Source organism: Arthrobacter sp. NPDC055585 (genome assembly GCF_053619115.1).
This window is the reverse complement of sequence record NZ_JBSHIT010000013.1, coordinates 1-26,470: the sequence shown is the minus strand read 5'-3', so window position 1 is coordinate 26,470 and position 26,470 is coordinate 1. Positions and strand designations below refer to the sequence as shown.

The 26,470-nt window shown below is 66.8% G+C and carries 26 protein-coding genes and 1 tRNA gene; 13 read left to right on the top strand and 14 right to left on the bottom strand.

Annotated features, from left to right (window positions below):
* Positions 1-58: 58 nt before the first annotated feature.
* Together ACWGQ2_RS17610 and ACWGQ2_RS17605 are read left to right on the top strand one after the other, a co-directional pair.
* Positions 59-135 (top strand) — tRNA-Met (locus ACWGQ2_RS17610).
* A 161-nt stretch (positions 136-296) separates the two neighbouring features.
* On the top strand, positions 297-1,694 hold the full coding sequence (locus ACWGQ2_RS17605; protein ID WP_452019536.1) for an APC family permease: 1,398 nt from the start codon (positions 297-299) through the stop codon (positions 1,692-1,694).
* On the opposite strand, the gene ACWGQ2_RS17600 is transcribed toward ACWGQ2_RS17605, so the two are convergent.
* The 3 genes from ACWGQ2_RS17600 to pstS all read right to left on the bottom strand — a co-directional run bounded on the left by ACWGQ2_RS17600 (position 1,691) and on the right by pstS (position 4,769).
* Positions 1,691-3,187: a mannitol dehydrogenase family protein gene (locus ACWGQ2_RS17600; RefSeq protein WP_452019535.1), complete on the bottom strand. Its 1,497-nt coding sequence runs from the start codon at positions 3,185-3,187 to the stop codon at positions 1,691-1,693. The two genes, ACWGQ2_RS17605 and ACWGQ2_RS17600, sit on opposite strands and share 4 nt — an antisense overlap.
* Before the next feature lie 97 nt (positions 3,188-3,284).
* Positions 3,285-3,485 carry a hypothetical protein gene (locus ACWGQ2_RS17595; protein ID WP_452019534.1) on the bottom strand — a complete coding sequence of 67 codons (201 nt, stop codon included), beginning with the start codon at positions 3,483-3,485 and terminating at the stop codon, positions 3,285-3,287.
* Between the two features lie 168 nt (positions 3,486-3,653).
* Positions 3,654-4,769 (bottom strand): phosphate ABC transporter substrate-binding protein PstS, encoded by a 1,116-nt coding sequence (pstS, locus tag ACWGQ2_RS17590; RefSeq protein ID WP_452019533.1) that lies wholly within the window; start codon positions 4,767-4,769, stop codon positions 3,654-3,656.
* A 263-nt stretch (positions 4,770-5,032) separates the two neighbouring features.
* Between pstS and ACWGQ2_RS17585 the strand changes: the two genes are divergently transcribed.
* Entirely contained in the window at positions 5,033-5,416 is a 384-nt protein-coding gene (locus tag ACWGQ2_RS17585) for a DUF1304 domain-containing protein (protein WP_452019532.1), read from the top strand.
* Here ACWGQ2_RS17585 and ACWGQ2_RS17580 read toward each other — a convergent pair.
* The 8 genes from ACWGQ2_RS17580 to ACWGQ2_RS17545 form a co-directional block, all read right to left on the bottom strand.
* On the bottom strand, positions 5,413-6,297 hold the full coding sequence (locus tag ACWGQ2_RS17580) for a DNA-3-methyladenine glycosylase family protein (RefSeq protein WP_452019531.1): 885 nt from the start codon (positions 6,295-6,297) through the stop codon (positions 5,413-5,415). The two genes, ACWGQ2_RS17585 and ACWGQ2_RS17580, sit on opposite strands and share 4 nt — an antisense overlap.
* Positions 6,294-6,980 (bottom strand): alpha-ketoglutarate-dependent dioxygenase AlkB family protein, encoded by a 687-nt coding sequence (locus ACWGQ2_RS17575; protein WP_452019530.1) that lies wholly within the window; start codon positions 6,978-6,980, stop codon positions 6,294-6,296. The genes ACWGQ2_RS17580 and ACWGQ2_RS17575 overlap by 4 nt, the downstream gene beginning before the upstream one ends.
* The gene (locus ACWGQ2_RS17570; RefSeq protein ID WP_452019529.1) at positions 6,977-7,576 is read right to left on the bottom strand and encodes a methylated-DNA--[protein]-cysteine S-methyltransferase; all 600 of its coding nucleotides are present in this window, start codon (positions 7,574-7,576) and stop codon (positions 6,977-6,979) included. The genes ACWGQ2_RS17575 and ACWGQ2_RS17570 overlap by 4 nt, the downstream gene beginning before the upstream one ends.
* The gene (locus tag ACWGQ2_RS17565) at positions 7,573-8,043 is read right to left on the bottom strand and encodes an RNA polymerase sigma factor (protein ID WP_452019528.1); all 471 of its coding nucleotides are present in this window, start codon (positions 8,041-8,043) and stop codon (positions 7,573-7,575) included. Before ACWGQ2_RS17565 ends, ACWGQ2_RS17570 begins: the two co-directional genes overlap by 4 nt.
* Positions 8,044-8,361: 318 nt before the next feature.
* On the bottom strand, positions 8,362-9,807 hold the full coding sequence (locus tag ACWGQ2_RS17560; RefSeq protein WP_452019527.1) for an AAA family ATPase: 1,446 nt from the start codon (positions 9,805-9,807) through the stop codon (positions 8,362-8,364).
* Positions 9,808-9,821: 14 nt separating this feature from the next.
* A complete protein-coding gene (locus tag ACWGQ2_RS17555; RefSeq protein WP_452019526.1) occupies positions 9,822-10,997 on the bottom strand; it encodes an acyl-CoA dehydrogenase family protein in 1,176 nt (391 codons plus the stop codon).
* The gene (locus tag ACWGQ2_RS17550) at positions 10,994-11,878 is read right to left on the bottom strand and encodes an amidohydrolase family protein (RefSeq protein ID WP_452019525.1); all 885 of its coding nucleotides are present in this window, start codon (positions 11,876-11,878) and stop codon (positions 10,994-10,996) included. Before ACWGQ2_RS17550 ends, ACWGQ2_RS17555 begins: the two co-directional genes overlap by 4 nt.
* Positions 11,879-12,040: 162 nt before the next feature.
* Positions 12,041-13,555: a SulP family inorganic anion transporter gene (locus ACWGQ2_RS17545; RefSeq protein WP_452019524.1), complete on the bottom strand. Its 1,515-nt coding sequence runs from the start codon at positions 13,553-13,555 to the stop codon at positions 12,041-12,043.
* A 143-nt stretch (positions 13,556-13,698) separates the two neighbouring features.
* On the opposite strand from ACWGQ2_RS17545, the gene ACWGQ2_RS17540 reads away from it, so the two are divergent.
* The gene (locus tag ACWGQ2_RS17540; protein WP_452019523.1) at positions 13,699-14,277 is read left to right on the top strand and encodes a GNAT family N-acetyltransferase; all 579 of its coding nucleotides are present in this window, start codon (positions 13,699-13,701) and stop codon (positions 14,275-14,277) included.
* A 28-nt stretch (positions 14,278-14,305) separates the two neighbouring features.
* On the opposite strand, the gene ACWGQ2_RS17535 is transcribed toward ACWGQ2_RS17540, so the two are convergent.
* Entirely contained in the window at positions 14,306-15,373 is a 1,068-nt protein-coding gene (locus tag ACWGQ2_RS17535) for a serine hydrolase domain-containing protein (RefSeq protein WP_452019522.1), read from the bottom strand.
* Positions 15,374-15,432: 59 nt separating this feature from the next.
* On the opposite strand from ACWGQ2_RS17535, the gene ACWGQ2_RS17530 reads away from it, so the two are divergent.
* Complete coding sequence (locus ACWGQ2_RS17530) at positions 15,433-16,323, top strand: dihydrodipicolinate synthase family protein (protein ID WP_452019521.1); 891 nt, start codon at positions 15,433-15,435, stop codon at positions 16,321-16,323.
* Positions 16,324-16,417: 94 nt separating this feature from the next.
* Complete coding sequence (locus tag ACWGQ2_RS17525) at positions 16,418-18,103, top strand: RecQ family ATP-dependent DNA helicase (RefSeq protein WP_452019520.1); 1,686 nt, start codon at positions 16,418-16,420, stop codon at positions 18,101-18,103.
* A 40-nt stretch (positions 18,104-18,143) separates the two neighbouring features.
* On the opposite strand, the gene ACWGQ2_RS17520 is transcribed toward ACWGQ2_RS17525, so the two are convergent.
* On the bottom strand, positions 18,144-18,623 hold the full coding sequence (locus ACWGQ2_RS17520) for a CinA family protein (RefSeq protein ID WP_452019519.1): 480 nt from the start codon (positions 18,621-18,623) through the stop codon (positions 18,144-18,146).
* Positions 18,624-18,748: 125 nt separating this feature from the next.
* On the opposite strand from ACWGQ2_RS17520, the gene ACWGQ2_RS17515 reads away from it, so the two are divergent.
* The 4 genes from ACWGQ2_RS17515 to ACWGQ2_RS17500 are packed head-to-tail and all read left to right on the top strand — an operon-like array spanning position 18,749 to position 22,864.
* A complete protein-coding gene (locus ACWGQ2_RS17515; protein WP_452019518.1) occupies positions 18,749-19,861 on the top strand; it encodes a glycosyltransferase in 1,113 nt (370 codons plus the stop codon).
* Positions 19,858-20,925, top strand: a complete 1,068-nt coding sequence (locus ACWGQ2_RS17510) for a glycosyltransferase (RefSeq protein WP_452019517.1) — start codon at positions 19,858-19,860, stop codon at positions 20,923-20,925. Before ACWGQ2_RS17515 ends, ACWGQ2_RS17510 begins: the two co-directional genes overlap by 4 nt.
* A complete protein-coding gene (locus ACWGQ2_RS17505; protein ID WP_452019516.1) occupies positions 20,922-21,968 on the top strand; it encodes a glycosyltransferase in 1,047 nt (348 codons plus the stop codon). The genes ACWGQ2_RS17510 and ACWGQ2_RS17505 overlap by 4 nt, the downstream gene beginning before the upstream one ends.
* Positions 21,965-22,864 (top strand): glycosyltransferase family 2 protein, encoded by a 900-nt coding sequence (locus ACWGQ2_RS17500; RefSeq protein WP_452019515.1) that lies wholly within the window; start codon positions 21,965-21,967, stop codon positions 22,862-22,864. Before ACWGQ2_RS17505 ends, ACWGQ2_RS17500 begins: the two co-directional genes overlap by 4 nt.
* Before the next feature lie 40 nt (positions 22,865-22,904).
* On the opposite strand, the gene ACWGQ2_RS17495 is transcribed toward ACWGQ2_RS17500, so the two are convergent.
* Complete coding sequence (locus tag ACWGQ2_RS17495) at positions 22,905-23,681, bottom strand: glycosyltransferase (protein WP_452019514.1); 777 nt, start codon at positions 23,679-23,681, stop codon at positions 22,905-22,907.
* A 274-nt stretch (positions 23,682-23,955) separates the two neighbouring features.
* Here ACWGQ2_RS17495 and ACWGQ2_RS17490 point away from each other — a divergent pair, with 274 nt between their 5' ends.
* The 3 genes from ACWGQ2_RS17490 to ACWGQ2_RS17480 all read left to right on the top strand — a co-directional run bounded on the left by ACWGQ2_RS17490 (position 23,956) and on the right by ACWGQ2_RS17480 (position 26,254).
* Positions 23,956-24,837: a manganese catalase family protein gene (locus ACWGQ2_RS17490; protein WP_452019564.1), complete on the top strand. Its 882-nt coding sequence runs from the start codon at positions 23,956-23,958 to the stop codon at positions 24,835-24,837.
* A gap of 200 nt (positions 24,838-25,037) precedes the next feature.
* Positions 25,038-25,613: a TetR/AcrR family transcriptional regulator gene (locus tag ACWGQ2_RS17485; protein ID WP_452019513.1), complete on the top strand. Its 576-nt coding sequence runs from the start codon at positions 25,038-25,040 to the stop codon at positions 25,611-25,613.
* Between the two features lie 239 nt (positions 25,614-25,852).
* The gene (locus ACWGQ2_RS17480) at positions 25,853-26,254 is read left to right on the top strand and encodes a hypothetical protein (RefSeq protein WP_452019512.1); all 402 of its coding nucleotides are present in this window, start codon (positions 25,853-25,855) and stop codon (positions 26,252-26,254) included.
* Positions 26,255-26,470: the final 216 nt, after the last annotated feature.

Below are 26,470 nucleotides of genomic sequence, written 5' to 3'. Positions count from 1 at the left end.
TGACGCGGACCACGCGATTAGTCCCCTCGGCAAGCGTACGGTAGAGTTCTAAGCACGACGCGGGGTGGAGCAGTTCGGTAGCTCGCTGGGCTCATAACCCAGAGGTCGCAAGTTCAAATCTTGCCCCCGCAACCAATGTAAAAGGTCCTGATCCGGTTTCCCGGATCAGGACCTTTCTGTTTCGCTGCCGCCTGACGCCGTGTGTGACACGCTTATGAAGGGCTGGAACCGGCGGTTTTACTAATATCGGCTCTGTGCTGGCTGGAGATAGATCGGCCACAGAGCTAAGGAAACCGTTGAAAACCACACTCACCCGCAGGCTTGGCGTGCCCGGAATCGTCCTGATGGTCGTTGCCGCTGCGGCCCCCATCACCGTTGTCGCGGCCAACTTCCCCCTCATCCTCACCGTCTCCGAATCCGTCGGGATGCCCCTGATGGTGCTGGCAGCCACGGCCATACTGCTGCTGTTCTCGGTCGGCTACGCCTGGATGACCCCTCATGTGCCGGATGCCGGCGCCTTCTACTCCTACGTTGACCGCGGGCTCGGCCGCCGGGCCGGGCTTGGCACCGCTGGACTGGCGCTCTTCGCCTACGTCCTCCTCACGGTCTCGATGACCTGCTATCTGGGCGTGCAGGCAGGAAACCTGATTGAGCTCTGGTCCGGCGTCCAGGTTCCCTGGTGGGCGATCTCGGCTGCCATGATCGCCGTCGTCGGCTTCCTGGGCTACCGGGACATCAACCTTTCCGCCAAGGTGCTGGGCACCGTCCTGGTCCTGGAAGTTGCCGCTGTCCTGGCCATCGACCTCGGTGTCCTCTTCTCCGGCCGTGATCTGACCTCCGTTCCGTTCAGCCCGGCCGAAGCCATGTCCGGTGCGCCGGGCCTGGGCCTGCTGTTCGCCTTCCTCGGCTTCTTCGGCTTCGAGGCGACGGCGGTGTTCCGCAACGAGGCCAAGGATCCGGAGCGCACCGTCCCCCGGGCCACCTACATCGCAGTGCTCTCCATCGGTGCGCTGTACATCCTCTCCTCCTGGCTGATCATCAGCGGCCTCGGGGCCGGCAACGCCGTAGTCCTGGCAACGGACAGCCCTGACAGCGTGGTGGTCGGCTTCGCCGGGGAGATCCTCGCCCCGATCATGACGGACATCGTCCAGGTGCTGGTAGTGACCAGCATGTTCGCGTGCATGCTGGCCTTCCACAACATCGTCTCGCGGTACCTCTTTACCCTGGGCCAGCGCGGCGTGCTGCCGGCCGGCCTGGCCGCTGTCCACCCCGCCCATGGGGCACCTTCGCGTGCGTCCTTCTGGGTGACCGGCGTGACCGCCGCCGTCGTGCTGGTCTCCGCCGTGGCCCAGCTGGATCCGGTCCTGGAGATCTACACCTGGTACTCCGGCGCCGGGGCCATCGGCGTGATCGTCATGATGACCCTGACCAGCTTCGCGATCGTCAGCTTCGGTACGCGCGGCGTATCCGCTCCCGGCGTGGTGCGGGCTGCGGGTGTGGCCGGCGGGATCGGCCTGCTCGGAGTGCTGGCGCTCTCCCTCTGGAACTTCCCGTTCCTTGTGGGCGGCAACCTCGCCGCGATCATCTGGGGTGCGGCGCTGGTCCTCGTGTTTGTGGTGGCCGCTGCACTGCCGGCCAGCACCCGGCCGGCGGCGGCTCAGGCACCGGAGCCGGCTGACACCTCCGGCCGCTAGCTCTCTTCCCGGTTCCCGTGCCCGCGGACGAGGTTTTCGACCGTGGCGCGGGAGCCGGCGTCGTGCAGTGACTCCAGCGCCTGCGTGTAGGCCCGGACAAAGCGCTCATTGGAGGCCAGATCGCCAAAGAGCTCTGGCTGGGAGATGAAGGCCAGCGGCTCTTCCCGGTTGCGCGCCGCCGCAGGCATGAGGGTCTCACGCAGCCGGTCGACGACGTCGATCTCCGCGCCCTGCTCATCCGTGCCTTCGGCATAGCGCGCCCAGCTGGCCACTATGGCCGCCGAGCGGCGGATCTCCCCGCCGGCGTCGAGGTTCTCGCGGATCACGGGCAGCAGCCATTTTGGAATCCGGTCCGAGCTTTCGGCGCAGAGCCGGGCCAGGGTGTCGCGGACGTGCTCGTTGGAGAAGCGTTCGATCAGTTTGTGCCGGTATTCATCCAGGTCCACCCCGGGCAGCGGTTTCAGGGTAGGCGTGGCTTCGTGCTCCATGTAATCCAGCAGGAACCGGGCGAACACCGGATCCTGGCAGACTTCATGGGCGTAGCGGTAGCCGGCCAAGTAGCCGAAGTAGCACAGGCCCTGGTGGCTCGCGTTGAGCAGGCGCAGCTTCATCAGCTCGTAGGGCTCGACGTCGTCCACCACCTGCACACCGGCGTCCTCGAAGGGCGGGCGGCCCTGCGGGAAATGGTCCTCCAGGACCCACTGCTCAAAGTCTTCACTGACCACCGGCCAGCCGTCCTCGAGGCCGAAATCCTCCGCCACCATCTCCCGGTCCGCATCGGTGGTGACCGGGGTGATCCGATCCACCATCGAATTGGGGAAGGACACGTTCGTACGCATCCACTCCCCCAGCTCCGGATCCCGCAGGTCCGCGAAGGCAGTGAACATCCTGCGGGCCACGTCGCCGTTGCCCTGGATGTTGTCGCAGGACATCACGGTGAACGGCGGAACGCCGGCGTCCCGGCGGCGCATCAGCGCCTCGGTGACCAGCCCAAACACGGTTGCCGGAACCGCCCCGGGAGCCAGGTCAGCCTGCACTGCCGGGTTGGCGGCGTCGAACTCCCCGGTAACGTGGTGGAAGTTGTAGCCGCCTTCGGTGATGGTCAGCGAAACGATGCGCGTTTGCGGTGAGGCCATCTTCGCGATGACGGCTTCCGGGTCCTCCGGCGCCAGCAGATATTCGGTGATGGAACCAATGACCCGGCCTTCGCGCGTGCCATCCGGGTTCTTCAGCACCAGCGTGTACAGGCAGTCCTGGGCGTCCATGACGGATTTCATCGCTGCGTCCTGCGGAAGCACGCCCACCCCGCAGATACCCCAGTCCAGCGCCTTGCCGTCATTCATCAGGCGGTCCAGATACATCGCCTGGTGGGCACGGTGGAAACCACCCACTCCGAAGTGGACTATGCCGGTGCGCACCGCAGAACGGTCGTAGGTCGGAACGGAAAGAGATCCAGCGAGGCCGGCCAGGGACTCGGTTTTCAGTTTGCTCATAAGTCACACCTGTGGGACGAGCGGATAGGTGCCGCTCAATTTATCATGTGAGCAACATAGTTCCACTCAGATGAGCAAACTCGCGCAGCCGGCGGGCCTAATCAACCAGTTCCGACTGTGTCTCGATGAAATCCCAGTCCCTGACATTAAGGATGGGGTCAATCACGGGGCCGCCGGCCTCGGCAATCCGATCCTGGACCTTGGGCGGAATCCCGTCCTGCCGAAGGTTCTCCCGGAGCCATTGTTTGGCCGTCGTGTCCAGGTACGGCCACCATCTTTCTATCCTGATGGGTTGCATGCTCTGCCCCCTTTCCGTCGCGGTAGGTCCACGGTGCCACCGGCCTCCAAAGGGCGCAAGGGGTGCTGTGAAGACCGCTGCAGAAGGCAGGCAGGGAAAATCTCCGGGCACAGAAAATGTCCTGGTGAGGGCGGGGTCTGGGGCGTAATGCCGGCCGAGGGCAGGGAGCTAGGGAAGCTTGGTGATGCTTTCAATCGCAGCCTTCGCGTCCTCCGCGAGGCTCTGCGGAATCGGGGCGGACTTGGCTGCATCCGCCGAGGCCTGCTGGCCTTCGGGGCTGATGACATACTGCCCGAAGGTCTTCACCAGCTCCACGGTATTGTCATCTTCGTAGCCGCTGCAGAAGATCTGGTAGGAGATCAGCACCAGCGGATAGGCGCCGGGAGCAGTGGTGGTGCGGTCCAGGTGAAGGGCGATGTCGTGGGCGCTGCGCCCGGGGACCCGGGTGGACTGCTCGACGGCGATGGAGGCGGCTTCGGCGCTGATGGGAACGTATTCACTGCCCACCTTCAGGTTCACGGTGCCCAGTGAATCGTCTACCACGGAATCATCCGAGTAGGCGACGGAACCCTCGGTGCGGGTAACGGTGCTGATGACGCCGGCGCTGCCCTGGGCATTTTCACCGCCGAGCCCGCCGGGCCAGGATCCGGAGGGGTCATTCGGCCAGGCTTCAGGAGCAGCTTCATGCAGGTATTCGGTGAAGTTCTCCGTGGTACCGGAATCATCGGCACGGCTGACGGGCGTGACCCGGGTCTGCGGCAGGTCCACACCGGGGTTGTGGCCGGCGATAGCCGGGTCGTTCCAGAACTCGATTTCGCCGCTGAAGATCCTGGCGATCGTCGCCGCGTCCATGTTCAGGGATTCGATGCCGGGCAGGTTGAAAGCCACCGCGATCGGTGAGATGTAGGCCGGGATGTCCAGTGCGCCGCCGGGTCCGCAGACCTCACGCGCTTCATCGAGTTCCTCGTCCTGCAGGTAGGCGTCGGAGCCGGCGAAGTCCACGGCACCGGCCAGCAGGGCATTCCGTCCGGCACCGGAACCGTCCGGGGAGTACTGGACCTGCACCTTGGGGTGCAGCACCCGGAACCCGCCGATCCAGGCATCCATGGCCGGACCCTGCGCGGTGGAGCCGGATCCGGAGATGATGCCGGACAGCGTGGATGTGCTGTTCTCGGCGGCTTCGCGCTGTTCCTCACCCAAGGGGTAGTCGGATCCGCAGGCGGTCAGCGCCAGCGCTGCGGCGGCGGCGACTGCCAGGGCGCGGAGGGAACGGGAAGTGCGCACGTGGGGTGCTCCTTTAGGGGCTGTTCTTGGGCTAACCGGCGTTGACGGCGTTGGGTGCCCGGGCGGCTGCGCCCGGTAGGCACGGCGCTGCCCGCCACCTCTTCAAGGCTAGCCGCCGATTAGTCTCCACCGCCAACTGGGAGCCCTGCCCACCCTTGGCCCGGTGCGGGCGCGGGTGGGAGGATGGGCCGGACCGCGGACCGCAGCGGACCGGTTTGGCGAGAACGCACCCGGCAGCGCGGTCCCCGCCCCGAGGGGGTTTTGTGCTGGTTACTGCCGCAATCTTCACCCTGGTTTCCGCCGCGGTCCACTTTTACTTCTTTGTGCTGGAGTCCATGCGCTGGAACGTGCCGGAGACCATGGGGGTGTACGGAATCACGTCCAGGGCGGACGCCGAAACCACCCAGCCGCTGGCCTACACGCAGGGTTTCTACAACCTGTTCCTCAGCGTCGGTGCGGTGCTGGGTGTGTTGTTACTGGGCGTGAGCAATGCCGTGGCCGGGGTGACCCTGATCAGCTTTTCCACCGCATGCATGGTCCTGGCCGCGGTGGTGCTGCTGGCCAGCAGGTGGCCACTGGCACGCATCGCGATGATCCGGGGCATTCCCGCGCTCCTCGCCCTGGTGTTGACCCTGATGGCTACCTAGCTGTCGTAGGCCACAGCCGTCCAGAGATGGAACAGGGCGTAGGCCCGCCAGGGCCGCCAGGGTTCGGCCAGCGCCGAGGCCTCACGCGGGGTCTCTACACCCAGGGCACGCCGCAGAACCAGGTCCCCGGGCACGAAGGCGTCCCTGTCGCCTGCAGCCCGGACTGCGAGGTAGTCCACCGTCCAGGGGCCGATTCCGGGCAGTGCCAGCAGTGCTGCACGGGCGCCGGCATCAAGTCCCGGCTTGCTGGAGCTGTCCGCCCCGGCCAGGTCGAGCCCGCCGGCCACTGCAGCAGCGAGAGCGTGGATGGTCCGGGCCCTGGCTCCGGTGATCCTTACAGCAGACTGGAGGTTCTCCCCGCCGGCCGCGGCCAGCTGCTGCGGCGACGGAAAGAGACGGAAACCGCCGTGGCCGGGAGCGCCGAACTCCTCAACCAGCCTGGAACCGAAGGTCCGGGCGGCAGCCAGTGAAACCTGCTGTCCCAGCACCGTCAGTACCGCTGTCTCCCACGGGTCCACGGTGCCGGGGATCCGCAGTCCCGGGCGCGCCTGAACCAGCGGAGCCAGAACCGGAAAGCCGGAAAGAAAACTGTCGACGGCGGCGGCCGGCGCGTTGAGGTCCAGCCAGCTGCGCACCCGGCCCAGCACGGCGCCGTCGTTCGCCGGTTCCCCGCCCTCGAGCCGGACCGTCACGCTCTCCGGCGCACCGAAACCAACCTCGGCCAGAACCGGGCCTGCGGAGGAAGGTAACAGGCGGCGGAGCACCGCGGCCCGCTCGGTGACCTGCACGGATTCAAGACCCGGGACTGCGTGAGCGGCGAGGCTGCGCACCAGCGGGCCCCAGGGGAACGGACCGGGCACGAGGATGCGGTGGGTCCTCACTCGAATCCGGTCATCCGCAGGGTGATGTTGATGCGTCCCGAGTCGAGCCCAGTCTCCGGGTCGGCGGTTCCAGGAAGCGTCTTGGGCACGCCGTGGTAGGCGAACCGGGAGGGACCGCCGAAGACGAACAAGTCACCGGAGACGAGCTCCAAATCGGTGTACGGCTTGGTGCGGGTCTGTGTATTCCCGAAACGGAATATACAGGTGTCGCCGATGCTGATGGACACCACCGGTGCACTGGAGCGTTCGTCCTTGTCCTGGTGCATGCCCATATGGGCACCGTGGGCGTAGAAGTTAATCAGCGCGGTATCGGGGGTGTAGTCCTCCGGGTCGATGATGTCCGGCGCATACCCGGCCTGCCCTTCGGCTAAGTACGCGGCCCGGATTGCGTCGCGCCCCAGGTCCACCAGCCAGTCCGGAACCTCGGCAACCCGGCCGCCGCCGGCGTCGTCTGCCGTCCGGGTGTATTTGTAGGGCTGCCAGTGCCAGCCCAGGCAGACGGTCTGCACGGACATTTTGTGCCCGCCGGGCAGCACTGCGGACCGCATGGGAACGGGTCCCACGGCCCAGGCCCGGCAGGCCTGGACGATTTCATGCTGCCGGGACGGTTCCAGCCAGCCCGGCACGTGCACGGCGCCGGCGGAGGGAGCGGAACGCTCGCGCGGAAACAGCTGTCCGGTCATGCCGCGGCCTCCATGGCCAGCAGGGTGGCCTTGGCCTCGGTGCCGCCCAGGTAGTTGCCGATCTTGCCGTCCGACCGGACCACACGGTGGCAGGGCACCACAACGGGCAACGGGTTCCGGGCGCAGGCGGTTCCCGCGGCGCGCACGGCGCCGGGGCTTCCGGCGAGGGCGGCCAGGGCGGCGTAGCTGGTGGTCGAGCCGTAGCCAATGTCCGGCAGGTGTTCGACGACGGTGCGCCGGAACCCGGTGGCCAGACGGAAATCGAGCGCCAGGCTGAACTCCCTGCGGGTGCCGGCGAAATACTCCTGGAGCTGCCGGACCGGCTCGGCCAGGCGTTCGGGAGCCTGAAGGATTCGCGGGCTGATCCGGGCGCCCAGCTGCGCCAGCACGGCGTCGTGCCCTTCAACCCCGAAGCCGACCCGGACAAGGCCAGCCGGGGTGGCTGCCAGCAGCAGTTCCCCCACGGGTGAGGGCATCACGGTGTAGGCGACGTCGAGCAGGTCCTGTTCCTGGGCGGCGGCGGCGAGGCGGGTGTGCAGGCGGGCCAGGGCCGTGTCTTCACCGGCGCGCAGGCCGGTGAGGGTATCCAGTGTCATCGCAGCTCCTCGGCTTCCAGGGTTCGCAGTTTCTTGATGCCGTCCGCAGCGGCCCGCCGGCACGCCGCCTCCGTGCCACCCAGGAGCACGGCGATTTGAGCGAATGGCAGTCCGGCCAGGTGGTGGTAGGCCAGGGCTTCGCGCTGGCGCTGCGGCAGGGTCCGCAGTGCAGCCCAGAGTCCGTCATGCTCGCCTGGTCCCGGGGCAGTTGCTCCGCGCTCAGGCAGCTCGGGGACCAGGACGGGCCGGCGTGCTGCGGCCCGGTGACCGTCGATGGCCTTGTGCTTGGCAATGGTCACGAGCCAGGCCTGCACATTGGCGCCCGGCGGCAGCTGCGGGTAGGCGCGCAGCGCGGCCAGGAATGTCTCCGACCAGGCGTCTTCGGCGTCGTCCGGGCCCAGCACGGCACGGCAGACCCGCAGCACGGTGGCGCCGTGTTCCCTGACGATCGCTTCGAACGGTTTCACTTCCACATACTGTAAACGCGTGGCGGGTGCGTTTTGTGAGTGCGGGCGGGTGCGGACTCCGTGCGGGCAGGCGCAGCGCCGTCGTCATCCTGTGGCGCATTAGTGTCCTTCTGGCCGGCCCCTAAGAATTCTGTGCCGCAATAACGCAGTTTTGAACCTCCGAAAGCAGCGTTACTGCCACACAGGAAGCGGAGGACCCTGACCAAGCGTCGTTATTGCGGCACAAGATACCGGCCGGGGATGGGCCTCCCACTCCTGCACGGCCCCCACCACCACCCCGGGATGTTCCCGATCAACCCCGGGACTCACGGCACCGAGTCAGCCCCAGGCGATCCCGGGCCCGGGCCCAGGCGTCCCCGGAAACGCACCGTTCGCAACGAATCCGGCAGCAGGATCCGCACCGCCGAGCAGGCTGCGGGTCATGGCCTCGCACTGTCCGGAGAGGTCTGCCGCGGCCGCCAGTAGGTGCGCATCAGCCGGATCCTCGCCGGCTTCGGCCGACGCCAGGATGGCCCGGCGCACCAGTTCCCGGGCGAACGACGCCGTTGCTCCCTCCGATTGGTTCGCCACCTGTGCCAGTGCGGCGTCGGAGAACGTATCGGCGGGGGCGTAGAGCTGGAGCAGGCGCACCCGGTCCGCTTCGTCCGGCAGCGGGATCTCCACCGCAAGGTCCACCCGCCCGGGCCGCTGGGCCAGGGCAGGCTCCAACACGTCCACCCGGTTGGTGGTCATGATGAAGGCGATGTCCGCGTCGGCGTCGAGTCCGTCCAGGGCGTCAAGAACCTGGAAGAGCAGCGGCTGGGGTCCGTGGCCCATGCTGCGGTCTTCGGCCACCAGGTCAATGTCCTCGAGCACCACCAGGGACGGGGCCATCGCCCTGGCCAGGCTGGCGGCCTGCTCGACGGCGCCCAGCGCCGCACCGGTGAGCAGCACCGCCGTTGTGCCCGGGCTTTCGCTGAGCAGGTGCCGGACTGTGTGGGTCTTGCCGGTTCCGGGCGGCCCGTAGAGCAGCACGCCGCGTTTGAGGTGCTGCCCGGCGGCCTGCAGGCGGCTGCGGTGCCCGGCAATGCCCAGGACGTGGCTGCGCACCCGGTCCAGGACGCCGTCGGGCAGGATCACTTCGGCGCGCGAAAGCTCCGGGCGTTCCAGGAATGTCACGCCGGCTCCGCTGCGCCCGTACGGGTCGAAGCCCAGCGACACCACCTGACCTCGCAGCACGCTGTTGACCCGCAGATCCTCGTGGATGGCTGCCAGCAGCGCTGCTGCAGCGGACCGCTCCGCTGCCATGACCGCAAGCGAAAGATCCGGGCTGCCGGTCTGCGGGTTTCCGTTGCGCTGCATCACGGCCACCGGAACGCCGTCGTGGCGGAACAGCCGGATCCCCAGGGCTACCGCTTCACGGCTTTCCTGCGGGCCGACTGCCACGTTCACGAAGTCCGGCTGGCCCACGTTGATGTACCCGTAGCCTTCCTCCTGCACCACGTCAGCCAGGCCCAGGTGCTGGCGCTGCTGGCCGCCGCCCATTCCGATCAGGGTGTTTTCATCGTCCGCCGCCGCGAGGCGTTCCAGCGCAATATCTGCGTCGGCGAAGCGATGAAACGGGATTTCCTCGGTCACGATCGGCACGTCCTGTGCCGGCACGCCAAGGTGGCGGCTGATGGCATCCTTCAGACGTTCCCGCTCGGAAGCCTGGGCGCGCTGGGACTGGGCCAGTTCGACGGCGGTGTTGAAGCTGGCCAGGAAGTCCGCGAGATTTTTCTCCATGGCGGCAGACCCTATCAGCGGAAGGCGCCCACCCCGGCGATTGAGCGGCCCAGGATGAGGGCATTGATGTCGTGGGTGCCTTCGTAGGAATAGACCGCCTCCGCGTCGGCATGGAAACGCGCGACGCCGGTGTCCAGGGTGATGCCGTTGCCGCCCACCACTTCGCGGGCGAGGGCAACGGTTTCCCGCAGGGACGTGCAGGTGAACATCTTGGCCATGGCCGAATCCTCGTCCCGGAAGATGCCTTCTTCCTGGCGCTGGGTCAGGCGGACCACCATGCCCAGCGACGCGGTGAGGTTCGCCATCATGGTGGCCAGTTTCTGTTGCGTGAGCTGGAAGGAGGCCAGCGGCCGGCCGAACTGCTGGCGCTCCAGCGTGTAGCGCACGGCGGCTTCGTAGGCGCCGGCCTGCATGCCGGTGGCGATCCAGGCGACGTCGGAACGCAGCCGGCGCATCAGGGCTGCCACGTCCTTGAAGGAGTTGATCCCGGCCAGCCGGGCGGAGTCCGGCACCCGGACCCCGCGCAGCTCAATGTCGAAGTTCTGCATCATCCGCAGGGAGGTTTTGCGCAGGATCTTGGTGAGTGAAACGCCGTCCGCGTCGCGCGGAACCAGAAATGCCTTGACGTGCCCGTCCGCCTCATCCCTGGCGAAGACGGCCAGCACATCAGCGGTTCCGGCCCCGCCGATCCAGCGCTTGGCGCCGTCGATGATCCAGCTCTCCCCCTCGCGGCGCGCGGACGTGGCCAGCCCGCCGGCAATGTCCGAGCCGTGCTCCGGCTCGGTCAGCGCGAAGACGCCGGTGTACTCGAAGGAACGGATTTTCGGGTCCAGTTCCGCTGCCTGTTCGGGGCTTCCGCCGTGCAGGACGGTGGAGCGGAACAGACCGGACTGCGCGTTGTAGTACGTGGCCACGGAGGCATCGGTGCGGGCCAGTTCAAAGTTCCGGAAACCGCCGTAGAGCCCGGACGTGCGGCCCTGGCTGTCCGTGGCGCCGTCGGGGGCCATCAGGTTCAGGTCCACCAGCGGCTGGCGGATCTGTTCCGGGAAGTCGCCGGCTTCCCAGTACTCGGCCAGCAGCGGGGAAACCTGTTCGTCCAGGACCGCGCGCAGCTTGGCGAGGACCTCGAGTTCCGGTCCGGTGAGGAGGCCGGAGTAGCCGTAGCGGTCGGAGCCGTAGAGCTCGGTCATGATCCCAGACCGAGCAGCCGGACGGCGTTCTCCTTGAGGATCTTCGGCCGCACCTCGTCCTTCATCTCGAGGGCGTCGAAGTCCCGCCGCCAGCGGTCGGGGGTGATCAGCGGGTAGTCCGAGCCGAAGAGGACCTTGTCCTGCAGCAGTGAATTGGCATGCCGCACCAGGTTCGCCGGGAAGTACTTGGGCGACCAGCCGGAGAGGTCGATCCAGACGTTGGCCTTGTGTGTGGCAACGGCAATGGCCTCGTCCTGCCAGGGAACCGAGGGGTGGGCCATGATGATCTGCAGGTCAGGGAAGTCCGCTGCAACGGCGTCGAGCAGCATGGGGTTGGAGAGGCCCAGTTTCAGGCCGAACCCGCCCGGGAGGCCGGATCCAATGCCGGTCTGGCCGGTGTGGAAGAGCGCCGGGACTCCGAGGTCCTGGATCAGGGACCAGAGCGGGTAGAAGCTGCGGTCGCTGGGGTCGAAGTTCTGCACGGTGGGGTGGAACTTGAAGCCCCGCACTCCGTAGTCCCCGGCCAGCACCTTGGCGCGGGCGAGCGCGTCCGTGCCGGAAGTTGGGTCCACCGAACCGAACGGGATCAGGACGTCATTGTTCCGGGCAGCGCCTTCGGCGATCTCCTCGCTGGAGTTCGGCGGGTGCCCGAGGGCCTTGGACGCATCCACGGTGAAGACGACGGCAGCTGTCTTCCGCTCCCGGTAGTACGCGGCGATCTCATCCAGTCCGGGGCGGGGACCGTCGGTCTTGAAGTGCTTGGAAGCGGCGTCGACCAGCGGCTGGGGAAGGGCGTTGTGCCCATGGTCATCCACCTCAATGTGGACGTGGGTGTCAATGGCGTCCAGGGCCGCGACGTCGAGGCCGAGTGTGTAAACCATGAAGAGGGTACTTCCTGTCGGAGCTGACCTGCGGATTCACCCCATCCTGTCGACATTAGTTGAGAAAGTCAACGGTTTTCCCTCCCGCGAGAGGCCACTTGCGGCTCTTATGGGCGCTCAAAAGAGCCGTAACTGGCCTCTCGGCGGTACGCCTGTGCCTCGCTAGGGCAGGTTCCCCGAGAGCTTCTCCCGGATGGACGCGGACGCTTGGTTCAGCCCGGTGATTTCCACGGACTTGCCGCGGGACCGGTACTTCTCCGCGATTGAATCCAGAGCGGCCACCGTCGAGGCGTCCCAGACATGCGAACCGCTCATGTCGATCACCACCCGCCCCGGATCCGAGGCGTACTCGAACTGCGTGTAGAGGTCGTTGGAGGAGGCGAAGAAGAGCTCGCCGAGCACCAGATAGGTGGCAGTGCCGGCGTCGTCCGTTAGGGTGCGCTGCACGGTGACGAAGTGCGCCACGCGGCGCGCGAACAGGACCATGGCCGTGAGCACGCCGGCCCCGACGCCGATGGCCAGGTTGTGGGTCAGCACCGTGGCCAGCACGGTGATCAGCATGACGGCGGTCTCCGACTTGGGCATGCGGCGCAGTGTGGAGGGGCGGATGCTGTGCCAGTCGAACGCGGCGTACGCCACGAAAATCATCACGGCCACCAGCGCGGCCATGGGGATCAGGGCCACGACGTCGCCGAGCACCACCACCAGGATGAGCAGGAACACGCCGGCCAGGAAGGTGGAGATGCGGGTGCGCGCGCCGGAGGCTTTGACGTTCATCATCGTCTGTCCCACGACGGCACAGCCGCCCATGCCGCCGAAGAACCCGGTGACGATGTTGGCGATGCCCTGCCCGGCGGCTTCGCGCGGCTTGGAGGAGCGGGTGTCCGTGATGTCATCCACCAGTTTGGCCGTGAGCAGGGATTCGAGCAGCCCAACGAACGCCATGGCTATGGCGTAGGGCAGGATCCTCTCCAGTGTTTCAAGCGTGAGCGGCACATCCGGGAAGAGCAGGGACGGCAGGCTGTCCGGCAGGGCACCCTTGTCCCCCACCGTGGGGATATTCCAGCCCGCGGCCACGGCGGCAGCGGTCAGCAGGACGATCGCCACCAGCGGGGCGGGCACCGCCGTCGTCAGCCGCGGCAGCAGGAACACAATCAGGAGCCCGACGGCGGTGACCGGGTAAACCAGCCACGGCACCCCGATCAGCTCCGGCAGCTGGGAGGAAAACACCAGGATGGCCAGCGCATTCACGAAACCGACCATCACGGAACGGGGAATGAACCGCATCAGTTTCGCCACGCCCGCCAGGGCCAGCAGGATCTGCAGGATCCCGGCCAGGATCACCGTGGGCACCAGGTACTCAATGCCGTAGTTGGCCACCACGGGAGCGATCACCAGGGCGACGGCGCCGGTGGCCGCTGAAATCATGGCCGGCCGGCCCCCGACGAACGCGATGGTGACGGCCATGGTGAAGGAGGCAAACAGGCCCATGCGCGGATCAACGCCGGCAATCACCGAGAACGCGATCGCCTCCGGGATGAGGGCCAGCGCGACGACGAGCCCGGCGAGCACCTCGGTCTTCAGCAGCCGCGGCGAGCGCAGGGTGCGCAGCACAGTCTGCCGGGGTGCGGTGTCCCGTGAGGGGACTGACTTCGGCGAAGGGGCAGGAAGGGACAAGGCAGTTCCATTTCGAGTGCGGGGAAGTCCGGCGGCCGGGGCGGATTGCCGGGGCCGTTCGTCGGATCCGGTTCAAGATTACCGCCGGGCCGCCCGGTCCCGGATCACGCCGCGGCGCTAGCGGGAGGCCAATAATGGGTGCCATGCCAGAAGATGCCTTACCCCTGCCGCCGTGGCCGGCGGACGCGCCCAGCTTCGGCCGGGTGCTGCTGCGCCCGGTGAGCAGCAGCGATACCAGCATGGCTATGGCACTGGCCACGGATCCCTATGTTTGTGACACCGGAACGCTTCCGCTGAACGCCGGCGAACAGGAGGCGCTGGCCTGGGTGAAGCGCCAGCAGGGGCGGCACAGCGAAGGCAGGGGGTTCTCCTTCACTATTGAAGAACAACTATCCGGCCTGGCGGTTGGGCACTGCGGCCTGTGGCTGCAGCATCTCGCGCAGGGGCACGCGAGTGCAGGCTACGCCGTCGTTCCGCAGTTCCGCGGGAGGAGATTCGCCGCCGACGCGCTTGCAGCGCTGACGTCCTTTGGCTGGACAGTGCCCGGACTGCAGCGGATCGAGCTCTTTATCGAGCCATGGAATGCCGCTTCGATCCGCACCGCTGAACATGCCGGATATGCAGCCGCAGGTATGCGGCGGGACTATCCACTGGCCGGCGGAGAGCGCCGGGACGTCCGGGTTTACGCGGCCCGCCGGCCGCAGGAACAAGGCGCACACTAGGCACACCAGGTCAGGACCTACGCCTCGCTCAGCCCGCCTGCAGCAGGGCAGCGATCTCCTTGAGTGGCTCCCACACGCCGTCCTCGGAGTTGGACACCAGCGCCAGGGTGACGTCCGCATCGGGGTAGTACCCCAGGAAGGCGCTGGCACCGGCGTTGATTCCGTCCTTGTAAAACGAGCGGACCTCGCCTGATGCACCAAGCCGGAACTCCAGCCCGTAGCCGTAGTGCAGCTCGCCAGCGTCCAGATCAGAGTGCTTGACCTGCGGGCTCAGGAACGCCGCCGTGGACTCGGCGGAAAGCAGCCGGCCGGCGCGCACGGCATCGAGGAACCGGACCAGGTCCGCCGCCGTGGCATGGGCGCCGCCGTCGGGAGAGCCGATCGGCGGGTAGCTGAAGATATTCTGCCGCCAGGAGGTGATGCGCCCGGCCTCATCCCGTACCGGATCCCAGCCTTCGGCTACATTGGGCGCTGCCTCCTGCATCGAAAAGAACCCGGAGTCCTGCATTCCCGCAGCGGCGAAGACATGCTCCCGGACGTAATCCCGGTAGCTTTTCCCGGCCACCGCTTCCAGCGCCAGCCCAGCAAGGACGTAGCCGCAGTTGCAGTACCGGCAGCCGGTGCCGGGGGCAAAGTTGGGTTCCTTATGCACAAACTGCGGCAGGAAATCGGCCGTTTTGGTGACCGAGTAGGTGGGCCTGTCCACCCACAGGTCTTCGTAGGATTCGCCGGCTTCTTCATCGGCGTCGTCCCCGATGCCGGACGTGTGGGTCAGCAGCTGCCCTATGGTGATCTCCGGGGCAATCCGGGTGCCTTCCAGATCAACGTACCTGCTGATCAGGGAATCCAGGGCCAGGGTCCCGGCGTCGACCTGCTGCAGCACGGCCACCGCAGTGAAGAGCTTGGTAACGGACGCGACGTCGAACCGGGTATCCAGGGCCACCGGCACCTCCCAGCGCCGGGATGCCATACCCCAGGCGCCCTGAGCCAGGACTTCACCGCCGCGCACGAGGCACAGCGCGCCGGAAAAGCCGCTGTGCGCCGCAGCGTCATGAAGAACACGGTCCACAGCGGAGAGGTTAGTGTCTGGGAACATAGCCGAATACTAACGGGCAGCGGAAACGTACTCGCTGCGGGCTCCGGAAGGATATTGAATTGTTTACCGGCCTCAGCGCTTTTCCCCTAACCCCGTTGCAGAATGACTCCCTGGACGAGCCGGCTTTTGTCCGCCTCATACAGCGGCTGGCTGCATCCGGCGTGGATTCGGTTGCTGTGCTTGGCTCCACCGGCTCCTACGCCTATCTCAACCCGGAAGAGCGCCGGCGCGTGGTGGAGCTGGCGGCCGCGAATGCCGGAGCGAAACCGCTGATCGTCGGCGTCGGCGCCCTGAGGACCTCCGAGGTCCTGGCGAATCTCCGATCCGCGGAAGACGCCGGAGCAGCAGGCCTCCTCCTGGCTCCGGTGAGTTACCAGGCTTTGACTGACGACGACGTGTACGGGCTTTTCCGCGACGTCACCGACGCCACGGATTTACCGGTCATCTTGTACGACAACCCCGGCACAACGCATTTCGCCTTCAGCAACGAGCTTTACGGAAGGATCGCTGAACTGCCCGGCATTGCCTCAGTCAAGATTCCCCCGGTGTCCGCGGCAGCGGCTCCGGAACGTATCAGCGCCGTGCGGGCCGCAATTCCGGACCACGTGAGCATTGGAATCTCCGGCGACGGCGCTGCTGCCGACGCACTGAGCGCCGGCTGCGACGCCTGGTATTCGGTGGTGGCCGGCGCCTTGCCGGAGCCCGCCCTGCGGATCATGCGCGCCGTGAAGGAAGGCCGTCAGGAAGATGCGGCGGCTGAATCGGCACGGCTGTCCCCGCTCTGGAACCTGTTCGCGGAACACGGCAGCCTCCGGGTCATCGCGGCCGCCGCCGAGCATCTGGGCCTCGCCGGACAGGACTGCCTGCCGTTGCCGGTGCGCGGCCTGAAAGCAGAAGCGCGCCGGCAGGTTGCCCGCACCGTCGAAGCACTGGAGCTCACTGCCGGGTAGGGCACGTTGCGCGGGTTCGCTTCTCCCGATGCGACACGGGCACTGGGTAATCAGTAAGCTGATAATCCGCGAAAATCCTTCAGGAGGAATGCCCATGTCACCGTCCCGCGCCGACCTTCAGCGCACCGCTTCGGAGGTCTTTGGCTGGGAGGACTTCCGGCCGGGGCAGCTCGAGGCGATGGAAGCGGCCGTTAATGGGCGGGACGTCATCTGCGTCATGCCCACCGGGGCAGGGAAGTCCGCCGTCTACCAGGTACCGGCCATGACCCTGCCGGGCACCGCCGTCGTCATTTCGCCGCTGATAGCGCTCCAGCGTGACCAGGCGGATGCGATTAATGAGGCCGCCGGGACCACCTGCGCCTACGTACTGAACTCGTCCCAGCCGCAGGCTTACTGGGACGAGGCATGGGCCGCCGCCCGCCGGACCGGCGGCGCCGGCGGCGCCGGCGGGGCCGGCGGGGCCGGCGGGGCCGGCGGGGCCAAGTTCCTTTTCCTGGGCCCGGAGCAAGTGGCACGCGAGGAAGTGCTGGAGCAGCTGCGGGAGCTGGACGTATCCCTCCTGGTCATTGATGAAGCGCACTGCGTCTCCGCCTGGGGCCACGACTTCCGGCCCGACTACCTGCAGCTGGACCTGCTGGTCCGCGCACTTGAAAAACCGGTGGTGGCACTGACGGCGACTGCGGCACCTCCGGTTCGTGCGGAAATCGCCGAACAGCTGGGCATGCGCAGTCCGCTGCAGATTTCGCTGGGGTTTGACCGGCCCAATCTCCATCTGTCAGCCGCCCGGTACGAGGACGCCGAGGACAAGCGCCGCGCCGTGCTTGAGCAGGCGGCGCAGCTCGCTTATCCAGGCCTGGTCTACGTGGCCACCCGGAAGGAAACCGAGGAGTACGCTACGGCGCTGCAGGAGTCGGGACTGCGGGCGGATGCGTACCATGCGGGCCGCAGCCATGAGGACCGGCAGCGGATCCACGAACAGTTCCTGGAGGATGGACTGGACATTGTGGTTGCAACGACGGCCTTTGGCATGGGCATCGACAAGCCGAATGTCCGTTTTGTCATCCATGCGGATATTCCCGACTCGGTGGACAGCTACTACCAGGAGATCGGCCGCGGAGGGCGCGACGGCGAACCGGCCGAAATCTTCCTGCATTACCGCCCCGAGGACCTCGGTATCCGCCGGTTTTTCGCGGCCAAGTCTCCCGATGAAGAGGCCCTGGGGAAACTCTTCAAGGCGATCAAGAAGCGCAGCGAACCGGCAGAGCCGTCCGAGCTGCGCGGGGAACTGGACCTGAACCCGCGCCGATTCTCCGCCCTGCTTGGCCTGCTGGAACAGTCCGGTTCCGTTCTGGCTTCCGACGACGGCTACTCCGCGCGGCACGGCGCCGGTGCAAAAACTGCCGTTAGGGCTGCACGTGAATTCTCCGAACAGCGCCGGAACATCGAAGAATCCCGGCTGGATATGATGCGCCAGTACGCGGAAACCGGTGAATGCCGGCGCCGCTTCCTGCTGAATTACTTCGGTGAAGACGCCCCGGACATGTGCGGCTACTGTGACAACTGCGAGCACGCGGAAGCTGAAGGTGAGGAGCTCGGGCCCAGGGAATCCGAGACGCCCCAGCCGTTTCCCCTGCAGTCTGAAGTCATCCATTCGGAGTGGGGTCCGGGAACGGTCATGAGCTATGAGGACGAGACCGTCACCGTGCTCTTTGATTCCGAGGGTTACAAGACGCTCTCCGTTGAGCTGGTGCTGGAAAAAGGGCTGCTGCAGCCCGCCTGAACCGGCTGCCCCGGCGGGTTGGGAGCGCAGCCCAGGGGGCCTAGGCTTTCTGGGCCAGTTCGTACAGCTTTCGAAGCGCGGCGGCCTCGGTCTTCTCCAGTACTTCTTCCGGGCTCCCGTCGAAGGAGTACTCGGCTGAGCCGGTCTCGCCAAACAGGCTCCAGCCGATGAAAACAGTTCCAGCCGGCTTGCCTTCAAGCGGACCGGGACCGCCTGCACCGGTAGTGGAGATTGTCAGGTCGGCGTTGAAGAGCTTCGCGGCCCCGGCAGCCATTTCCTCTGCGCAGCGTGCACTCACGACGGGCCCTTCACTGACACCGAGCACAGTCTGTTTGATTTCCGTCAGGTAGGCGACGATCCCGCCGCTCAGCCATTCCCCGGTATCTCCGCCCTTCCCGAGGGCTCCGGTGAGGTTTCCGCAGGTCAGAGACTCCGCGAGCGCCACCATCAGGCCGGCTCGTTCAACTTCCCCGGCGATGCGGTCCGGCAGTTCTTCCAGGGCGTCCTGCACTGCATCCATTTAGCTCTTTGCCACCTTTCAGCGTTCGTATGCTATTGATTACTAACGGTACTTACTATTTACACCACTCGCACGGCAGCAGCCCCACCCAGGGCTCATGCCACAACCGAAAAAGGGGTCCCAGATTGCTGCCACAAAACCGCATTCGGGTCGCCAGCGTTCCGTCCGGGCACGTCTACATCCGCCATCTTGACCCGGCACAGGACCTCCCTGGCCTGCCATCCGTTCTGCGCCTGGCCGATCCGGATCCGGACTCCCCGGACAACCCGGCAACCGGCAAGTGGTGGCCGCCCGTCATGCTGAATGCCGGCTGGATCGACGCCAACGCCGGGTCATTCGATGTGTTCCACATCCATTTCGGCTTCGACGCCCAGGAGCCGGCTGCCCTGCAGGAGGCCGTTACCGCCCTGCGCCGGCATGCCAAACCGCTCATCTACACCGTGCATGACCTCCGCAACCCGCACCATGAATCCCCGGACGCCCACAACGCGCACCTGAACGTTCTTATCCCGGCCGCTGATGCCCTGATCACCCTCACAGAGGGGGCGGCAGCGGAAATCGAGCGCCGCTGGGGCCGCACAGCAGTGGTCATCAAGCACCCGCACGTCGTTGAACTGGACACCATGGCGGACTACGCAGGCCGCCCGCGGCGGAACGGAAGCCCCTACCGGGTAGGGGTCCACGTCAAAAGCCTGCGCGCGAGCATGGAACCGCTGCCGGTGATCAAAACCCTGCTGGAAACGGCCCGCCAGGACGGCGGAATGGTGGTCCAGGTCAACGGACACTGCGACGTGCTGGAACCGGACGGAGCCCGGTACGACGCCGCGCTGGCACAGTTTCTGGAACGCGAGTCCCGTACCGGTGAACTGGAACTTCACATCCACGATTTCCTGCCCGACGAGCAGCTCTGGGAATACCTGGCTGCCTTGGACCTGTCCGTGCTGCCCTACCGCTTCGGCACACATTCGGGCTGGCTTGAGGCCTGCCGCGATCTGGGCACAGCAGTGGCAGCCCCGGACTGCGGGTTCTACGCAGACCAGGGCCCGGTTTTCAGCTACTCCCATGATGAGGCGGGACTCGACGCGGCCTCGCTGAAAGCCGCCGTGCGCGCGGCGCGAAGTGCGGGACCTCCAAAACCGCTGGCCCCGGAAGACCGCGCCCGGCAGCGCGACGCCGTCGCCGCCGCGCACGCCGGGATCTACGCCCGGCTGCTGGAGCGAAGCGGAGTCCTGCAATGAGGCTCTGCGTCATCGGTCCGTCACGCTTCCCCATCAGCGAGCCCTTCGCCGGCGGTCTTGAGGCTCACACCCATGCCCTGGTCTCCGCGCTGACTGCGCGGGGCCACGAGGTCACGCTTTTCGCCGCCGCGGGCTCGGACCCCAACCTTGGCGTCAGGTTCCTGGACGTGCCCGCGTTCCAGATGAGTGAAGCCGCACGCAGCGACGTCGGTGCCCTTCCGGAGCAGTGGATGGGCGAGCACCACGCGTACCTCTCGCTGATGCTGGATCTGGCCGAATCCGGCGCGGAGAAGTATGACGCCGTGCTGAACACCAGCATCCACCACCTGCCCGTCGCCATGTCCCGGATGCTCCGGCTGCCGCTGGTCACCACCCTCCACACTCCCCCGGTGGGCTGGCTCGAATCCGCCCTCCATGTCCGTGGTCCGCTGACCCGCTTCATTGCCGTCAGCGCGCACACCCGTGATGCCTGGGCTCCGCTGGTGGACAGCACAGCCATCCGCAACGGGGTGGACACCGGAACGTGGCAGCCCGGCCCGGGCGGCGGACCAGCGATCTGGTTCGGGCGGATCGTGCCGGAAAAGGGTACACATCTGGCGATCCGGGCGGCCCGCGCCGCGGGAATCCCGCTGGACCTTGCCGGCCCCGTATACGACCGGGCCTACTTCCAGTCCGAGGTGCAGCCCTGCCTCAGTGACAGTGTCCGGTATCTGGGGCATCTGGACCACGCGCAGCTGCGCCGCGCCGTCGGGAATGCCCGCGCAGCGCTGGTCACGCCCCGCTGGGACGAGCCCTATGGGCTGGTGGCTGCGGAGGCCCTCGCCTCAGGTACACCGGTGGCCGCGTTCCGCCGCGGTGCCCTCCCTGAGATCCTCACCGACGAATGCGGCCGGCTCGCAGAACCTGACGATGCCGCCGCCCTGGCCGACGCCCTGAACGGCGCCTGCAGCCTGGACCGCGCCGCAGCCCGGAACCGGGCAGAGACCTTCTGTTCACATGAGCGGATGGTGGATGAGTATGAAGCCCTGCTCCTGGACACCACTTCCCGGATGGCCGCTGCATGATCGGGTATTACATCCACCATCACGGCATGGGCCACCTGCGCCGTGCACAGGCCATCGCCGCCCACCTTCCGCCCGGCAGCGTCACCGGCCTGTCTTCCCTCCCCCGTCCGGCGGACTGGACCGGCCGCTGGGTACAGCTTGAACCGGACAACGCTTCCCCGGGTCCGCGGAACGTAGATGCCAACGGCCACCTGCACTGGGTGCCCGCCCGTGATCCGGGACTGCGGGCGCGGATGGCGCAGCTCTCCGCCTGGATCCAGGAAACCAACCCTGCAGTCCTGGTTGCCGATGTGTCCGTTGAGGCCGCACTGCTGGCCCGCCTCCACGGCGTCCCGGTGGTGACCGTGGCCTTGCCCGGGGTGCGGACTGACCGTGCACACACGCTGGGTTTTGGGGTCTCCGACGCCGTGATCGCTGCATGGCCTGCCACGGCAGGCCAGATGCTGCACGCCGGTGCGGAAGTCCTGGAGCGGCTGCAGCCCGTCGGTGCGATTTCCAGGCTGCCGGTGCAGCCCGGCCGTGCTCCCGGGCGCATCGCGCGAGTGCTGGTGCTTGGCGGCGCCGGCGGCGGCGGAATGGACGACGCCGCTCTGGCCGGTGCGCGGAGCCAGACACCCGGCGTGCAGTGGATTCCTCTCGGGACGAATCCCGGCAACCGGAGCCCGGACCCGCTTCCACACCTGCTTGCCGCCGATCTGGTGATCACCCACGCGGGCCAGGGATCACTCGCGGACGTCGCCGCCGCAGGCATCCCGGCAGTGGTTGTTCCCCAGGACCGGCCGCATCAGGAACAGGCCGCCACCGGCCGGGCGCTGGCTGCCATGGACCTTCCCGTGATCGTGTCCCGGGGGTTTGACCGCCGGGACTGGGCAGAGGTACTCGAGTCCGCTGCGACGCTGGACGGCCGGAAATGGACGGCGTGGAACGACGGCGCCGGAGCCGCCCGTGCCGCAGAGGTTGTTGCCGGGATCGCGGGAATCAGGACCACACCCGTGCCGCCCGGTGCCTCGGATGCAGGGATGCGCCTGGGAGCAGACGCGTGAGAACTGCGCTGATCACGCTGGTTCACGGGCGCCATGCCCATCTTGCCGCCCAGCAGCAGGCCCTCCTTGCCTCCTCGGCACCTGTGGGGGACTACATAGTGGTGGCGATGGACGACCCGGCAATCCCCCCTCCCCACCCCCGGCTGGGAGGAGCCGTTATCCAAGCGGACTCCGGAGGCGGAAACCTGCCCCTGGCCAGCGCCCGAAACGCCGGTGCCCGCGCCGCACTGGCCAGGGGAGCCGAGCTGCTCATTTTCCTGGATGTGGATTGTCTGCCGGCTCCCGGGCTGACCGGGGGTTATGTCCAAGCTGCTTCCCGGCCGGAGGGCGCCGGCCGGTTGCTCTGCGGCCCGGTCACCTATCTGGATCCTCCCGGCCCGGGCGGGTACGACCTCCAGAACCTGCATCTGCTGGACTCTCCGCATCCGGCCCGGCCGGCACCCCAGCCCGGCACCGTAATACCGGACGGGAATCCGGACCTGTTCTGGTCCCTCTCCTTCGCGGTGAGCGCGGAGACCTGGCAGCGGATTGGCGGGTTCTGCGAGGACTACACCGGCTACGGCGGGGAAGATACGGACTTTGCCCGCCTCGCCGGACGCAGCGGCGTCGGACTGGCGTGGGTGGGCGGGGCCCGCGCCTACCATCAGTGGCACCCCACCCAGGATCCGCCCGTTCAGCATCTGGCGGACATCGTGCGCAATGCCAACCTCTTCCACGTCCGCTGGGGTTCCTGGCCTATGGGAGGGTGGCTCGCGGCATTCAGGGAACGCGGGCTGATCCGCGGCGGGACCGGGTCCGAGCGCTGTGAGCTAACGGGCGAGGGCATAGCTGAGTCCGGTCAGACTCCGACTGCAGCTTCTTCCTCAGCGCCCGCTCCGAGTGCCCGGCCTGCCTGATCCGTACTCCGGCATACGGAACGCCCCCGGCGAGACGGAGCTAAAGCGCCACCCAGACTGCCAGCGAACGTTCCAGGACCCACAGCGGAGCCCACAGCGCCGACGTCGCTGGAAACACTTCAGCGCCGCCGTCTCTCCTCCTGCCCGCTTCGGCCAGGCCGGCGGCACAAACGGCAGCCGCTGCAGGCAACAGCCGGAAGCGGCGGGTTCCGCCAATCAGAACGGGCAGCAGCGCAAGTTCGGCTGCGAGCCGCGCCGGCTGCGCGAAGTCGTCGTAGGCCTGGCGCACACGCTGGGACCAGAAATGCCGTGCGCTGCACGGCCGCCGGGCCACATTCAGTGCCGGCGCCCGCACTTCCCGCCCCCTGCGGCCCGCACCGTGCGGATCAGTTCCAGATTCTCGAACAGGACGCCGCCGCTGTAACCCCCGGCGCGCAGCAGCACGGATCTGCGCACCCCCCAGCGTGCCGGGATAATCCGACCCCAGCGCGCGGTTCAGCAGGCTCCGCGCCGTGTCCCAGCGGGCATGCCACGGCAGCGCGCAGAAATAGTTCTGGGGACGGACCACGTCCCCGTCCTCCAGCAGGAGCAGAACCCGGCCGAACACCGCTTCGCTGTAGCGCACGTCGTCGTCCGCAATGACGCAGAGCTCCGTCCGGGCTGCTTCCAGCCCGGTCAGCACACCGGCCACCTTGCCGTTGAGACAGCTGTGCACGGGCGCCAGATGAACGACGCCGGGAGGCAGCTCGGCCGTGTGTGCCTGGAATACCTTCGGTTCGGATCCGTCCACCACCAAAACCTCGGCCCATTCGGCCACGCGTGCCAGATACTGCGGGAGATCCCCCAGCCCTGCCGCTGCTGCGCCTCAGCGGCAGGATGTACGTAGCGCCAGGTTCCGCCGGGCCCGCGCATTGTCCGCTCTGCACGTTCATGCGAAGGAGTATAAACAGAAAAGATAAGTTTGCTTAGTACTTCACAGGGCTGCCGAAAGTAGCTACGTTTTTACACGCAAGGGTCCTCCGCCTCCGGCCCACACCGAGAGGCCGGCGCGTGCAGACGGTGGATCGTCCGAACGGTTTGGAGAAGGCAGACTGTTTTTCCACAAACAGGAACTGCAGTTCAAGGCAACCCCGGACCAGCCTGACGCCGTCTATGCCCGCAAGCTCCAGGAAGTCCTGGGCGGCCAGTACGGTGAAATCACGGTGGCTATGCAGTACAGCTTCCAGGCTTGGAACACCCACATCCCCGGCAAATACCGTGACCTCCTGTTCGGCATCGGTGCCGAAGAGTTCGGCCACGTGGAAATGCTTGCCACTATGATCGCCCAGCTGCTGGAAAAGGCTCCGCTGGGAATCACGAATGACGCCGTGCAGTCAGATCCGGCAATCGCGGCCGTGATCGGCGGCACGGACATGCAGCAGGCCATCGTCGCAGGTGCCGGGGCCCGCCCCGTGGACAGCAACGGCAATCCCTGGCAGGGCAGCTACATCACTGCCAGCGGCAACCTGCTGGCGGACTTCACTGCCAACGCCAACGCGGAAATGCAGGGCAGGGTGCAGGTCGCCAGGCTCTATCACATGACCGACGACGCCGGAGTCCGGGACATGCTGTCCTTCCTTCTGGCGCGGGACACCATGCACCAGAACCAATGGCTGGCAGCGGCCCGTGAACTGCAGGAGGAAGGTGCTGAGACCCTCCCGGTGCCGAGCAACTTCCCGATCAAGAAGGAGGAACGCTCGGTCTCCTACCAGTACCTGAACTTCTCCGACGGCGCGGCCGCGGCGGAGGGCACCTGGGCCTCGGGCCCAACTCCGGACGGTCTGGGAGAGTTCACCTACCATGACGGCCCCACCACCTCGGCCCCCATGCCGCCGCCCACCCATCCGGATTCACGGTTCTACGGCACCACCGAACTGCCGAACACGGTGGAGAAGGTCTCCGGGGCAGTGCAGGACAAGCTCAAGATGGAATAACCGGCATCGTGTTCCGCGGAAACGGAACACGATGGGAATACGCCCGGAACAGGAACGGGGCAGGCACAGACTGTGCCTGCCCTGCTCCTGTTCCAATGCCGCTGCAGGACGGCCGGCGGAGCCAAAGAGCCGTTATGTACATTTGTACATAACGGCGGTAATAGTGGGACGGTCCTCACCCCTCTCCGCAAGGAATCCCCATGACAAGCTCAGGCAGCCCGGCCGCGGGCGGTCCATCCACCCGCCGCTTCGATCCGGACCGCCGGGACCGTCTTATCGATACGACCCTGGAGGTCATTGCCCAGCACGGCGCCGGCGCAACAACGCACCGGAAGATCGCAGCGGCCGCGGATGTGCCGGTGGGTTCGGCCACTTACCACTTCAAGTCCCTGGATGACCTGCTGACTGCCGCATTCACGCGCCTGGCAGAACGCACGGCCGCCAGGTATGCGGAGGATCTTGGTGCCGCGGCATCTCCGACTGAGGCCCTTGACGTCATCACCGGCTACATCCTGGGAATGCTCGGAACCCCCGGCACAATGCTGCCATCCTACGAGCTTTATCTGATGGCCGCCCGCCGACCCGAGCTGCGGAAGATCACCGACCGCTGGATGGCCCGGAGCCGTGCAGCCCTGGCACGGCACTTTGACGACAGAACAACCGTAATGCTGGACACCATGATCGAAGGGCTGTCCATGCACAGCACACTCTCGCTCCAACCCCTGCCCGAAAACCTGGTCCGTGAGGCCCTTCAGAGAGTGGTGACGTCCCGATGAATCCCTTGCACCCGCTCCGGCACCTCCTTCGGCCCGGGCACGGAGAGCCCGCGGCGCCGTCGCCGTCCTCTTCCTGAGCAACGGGGCCGTCTTCGCAAATCTGGTTCCCCGCTACCCTGCCATTGTTGACCACCTGGGGCTGGCCAACGCCCAGTTCGGGTTGGCTGTCGCGGCATTTCCACTGGGCGCCCTGCTTGCCGGACTGACCGCGGGTCGCACAGAACTCACACGGACTGCGGGTGCAGCGACTCTACCGGCGGTCAATTATTAACTCGTTCCACGCTGTCTGGAGCATCGGTGCCGTACTGGGTGGGCTGATGGGAACTGCGGCAGCCGCCCTCAGGATCCCCCTGACACTCCATCTGGCAGTTTCCGGGGCTCTTTTCACACTGCTGGCGGCGGCCTGCTACCCGTTCCTGCTTCCCGGCAGCGAACCGCGGGGCGCCGAAGCCGCTGAAGCGGAGTCAGCGGCGGGGAAAATTGCCACCACTCCGGCTCCGCTGCACCGATACGGGATCCTGGCTGCCCTGGTGCTGGTCGCCATGGCCGGGACACTGGTGGAAGACGCCGGGAGCTCCTGGGCCGCCCTGTATCTGGCGAACAGCCTCGGCGCGTTTCAGTCGCAGGGATCGGTTTCGTAGCGCTTGTCGGTGCCCAGTTCGCCGGCAGACTTGCGGGCGACCGGCTCGTTGACCGGGCTGGGTGTTGCCACTCTGGTTCCAGCTGCCATGCAGAGCGCTGATGCGCTTCCCGGACTTCCCCCCCCGTTACCTTTTTCGTAGCCCGTTCCTGATGCAGGATATGGGTGTGTTGGCCGGTCGGTTCCGGCATGGTTTTTGCCCCCAGTCACCCATGAT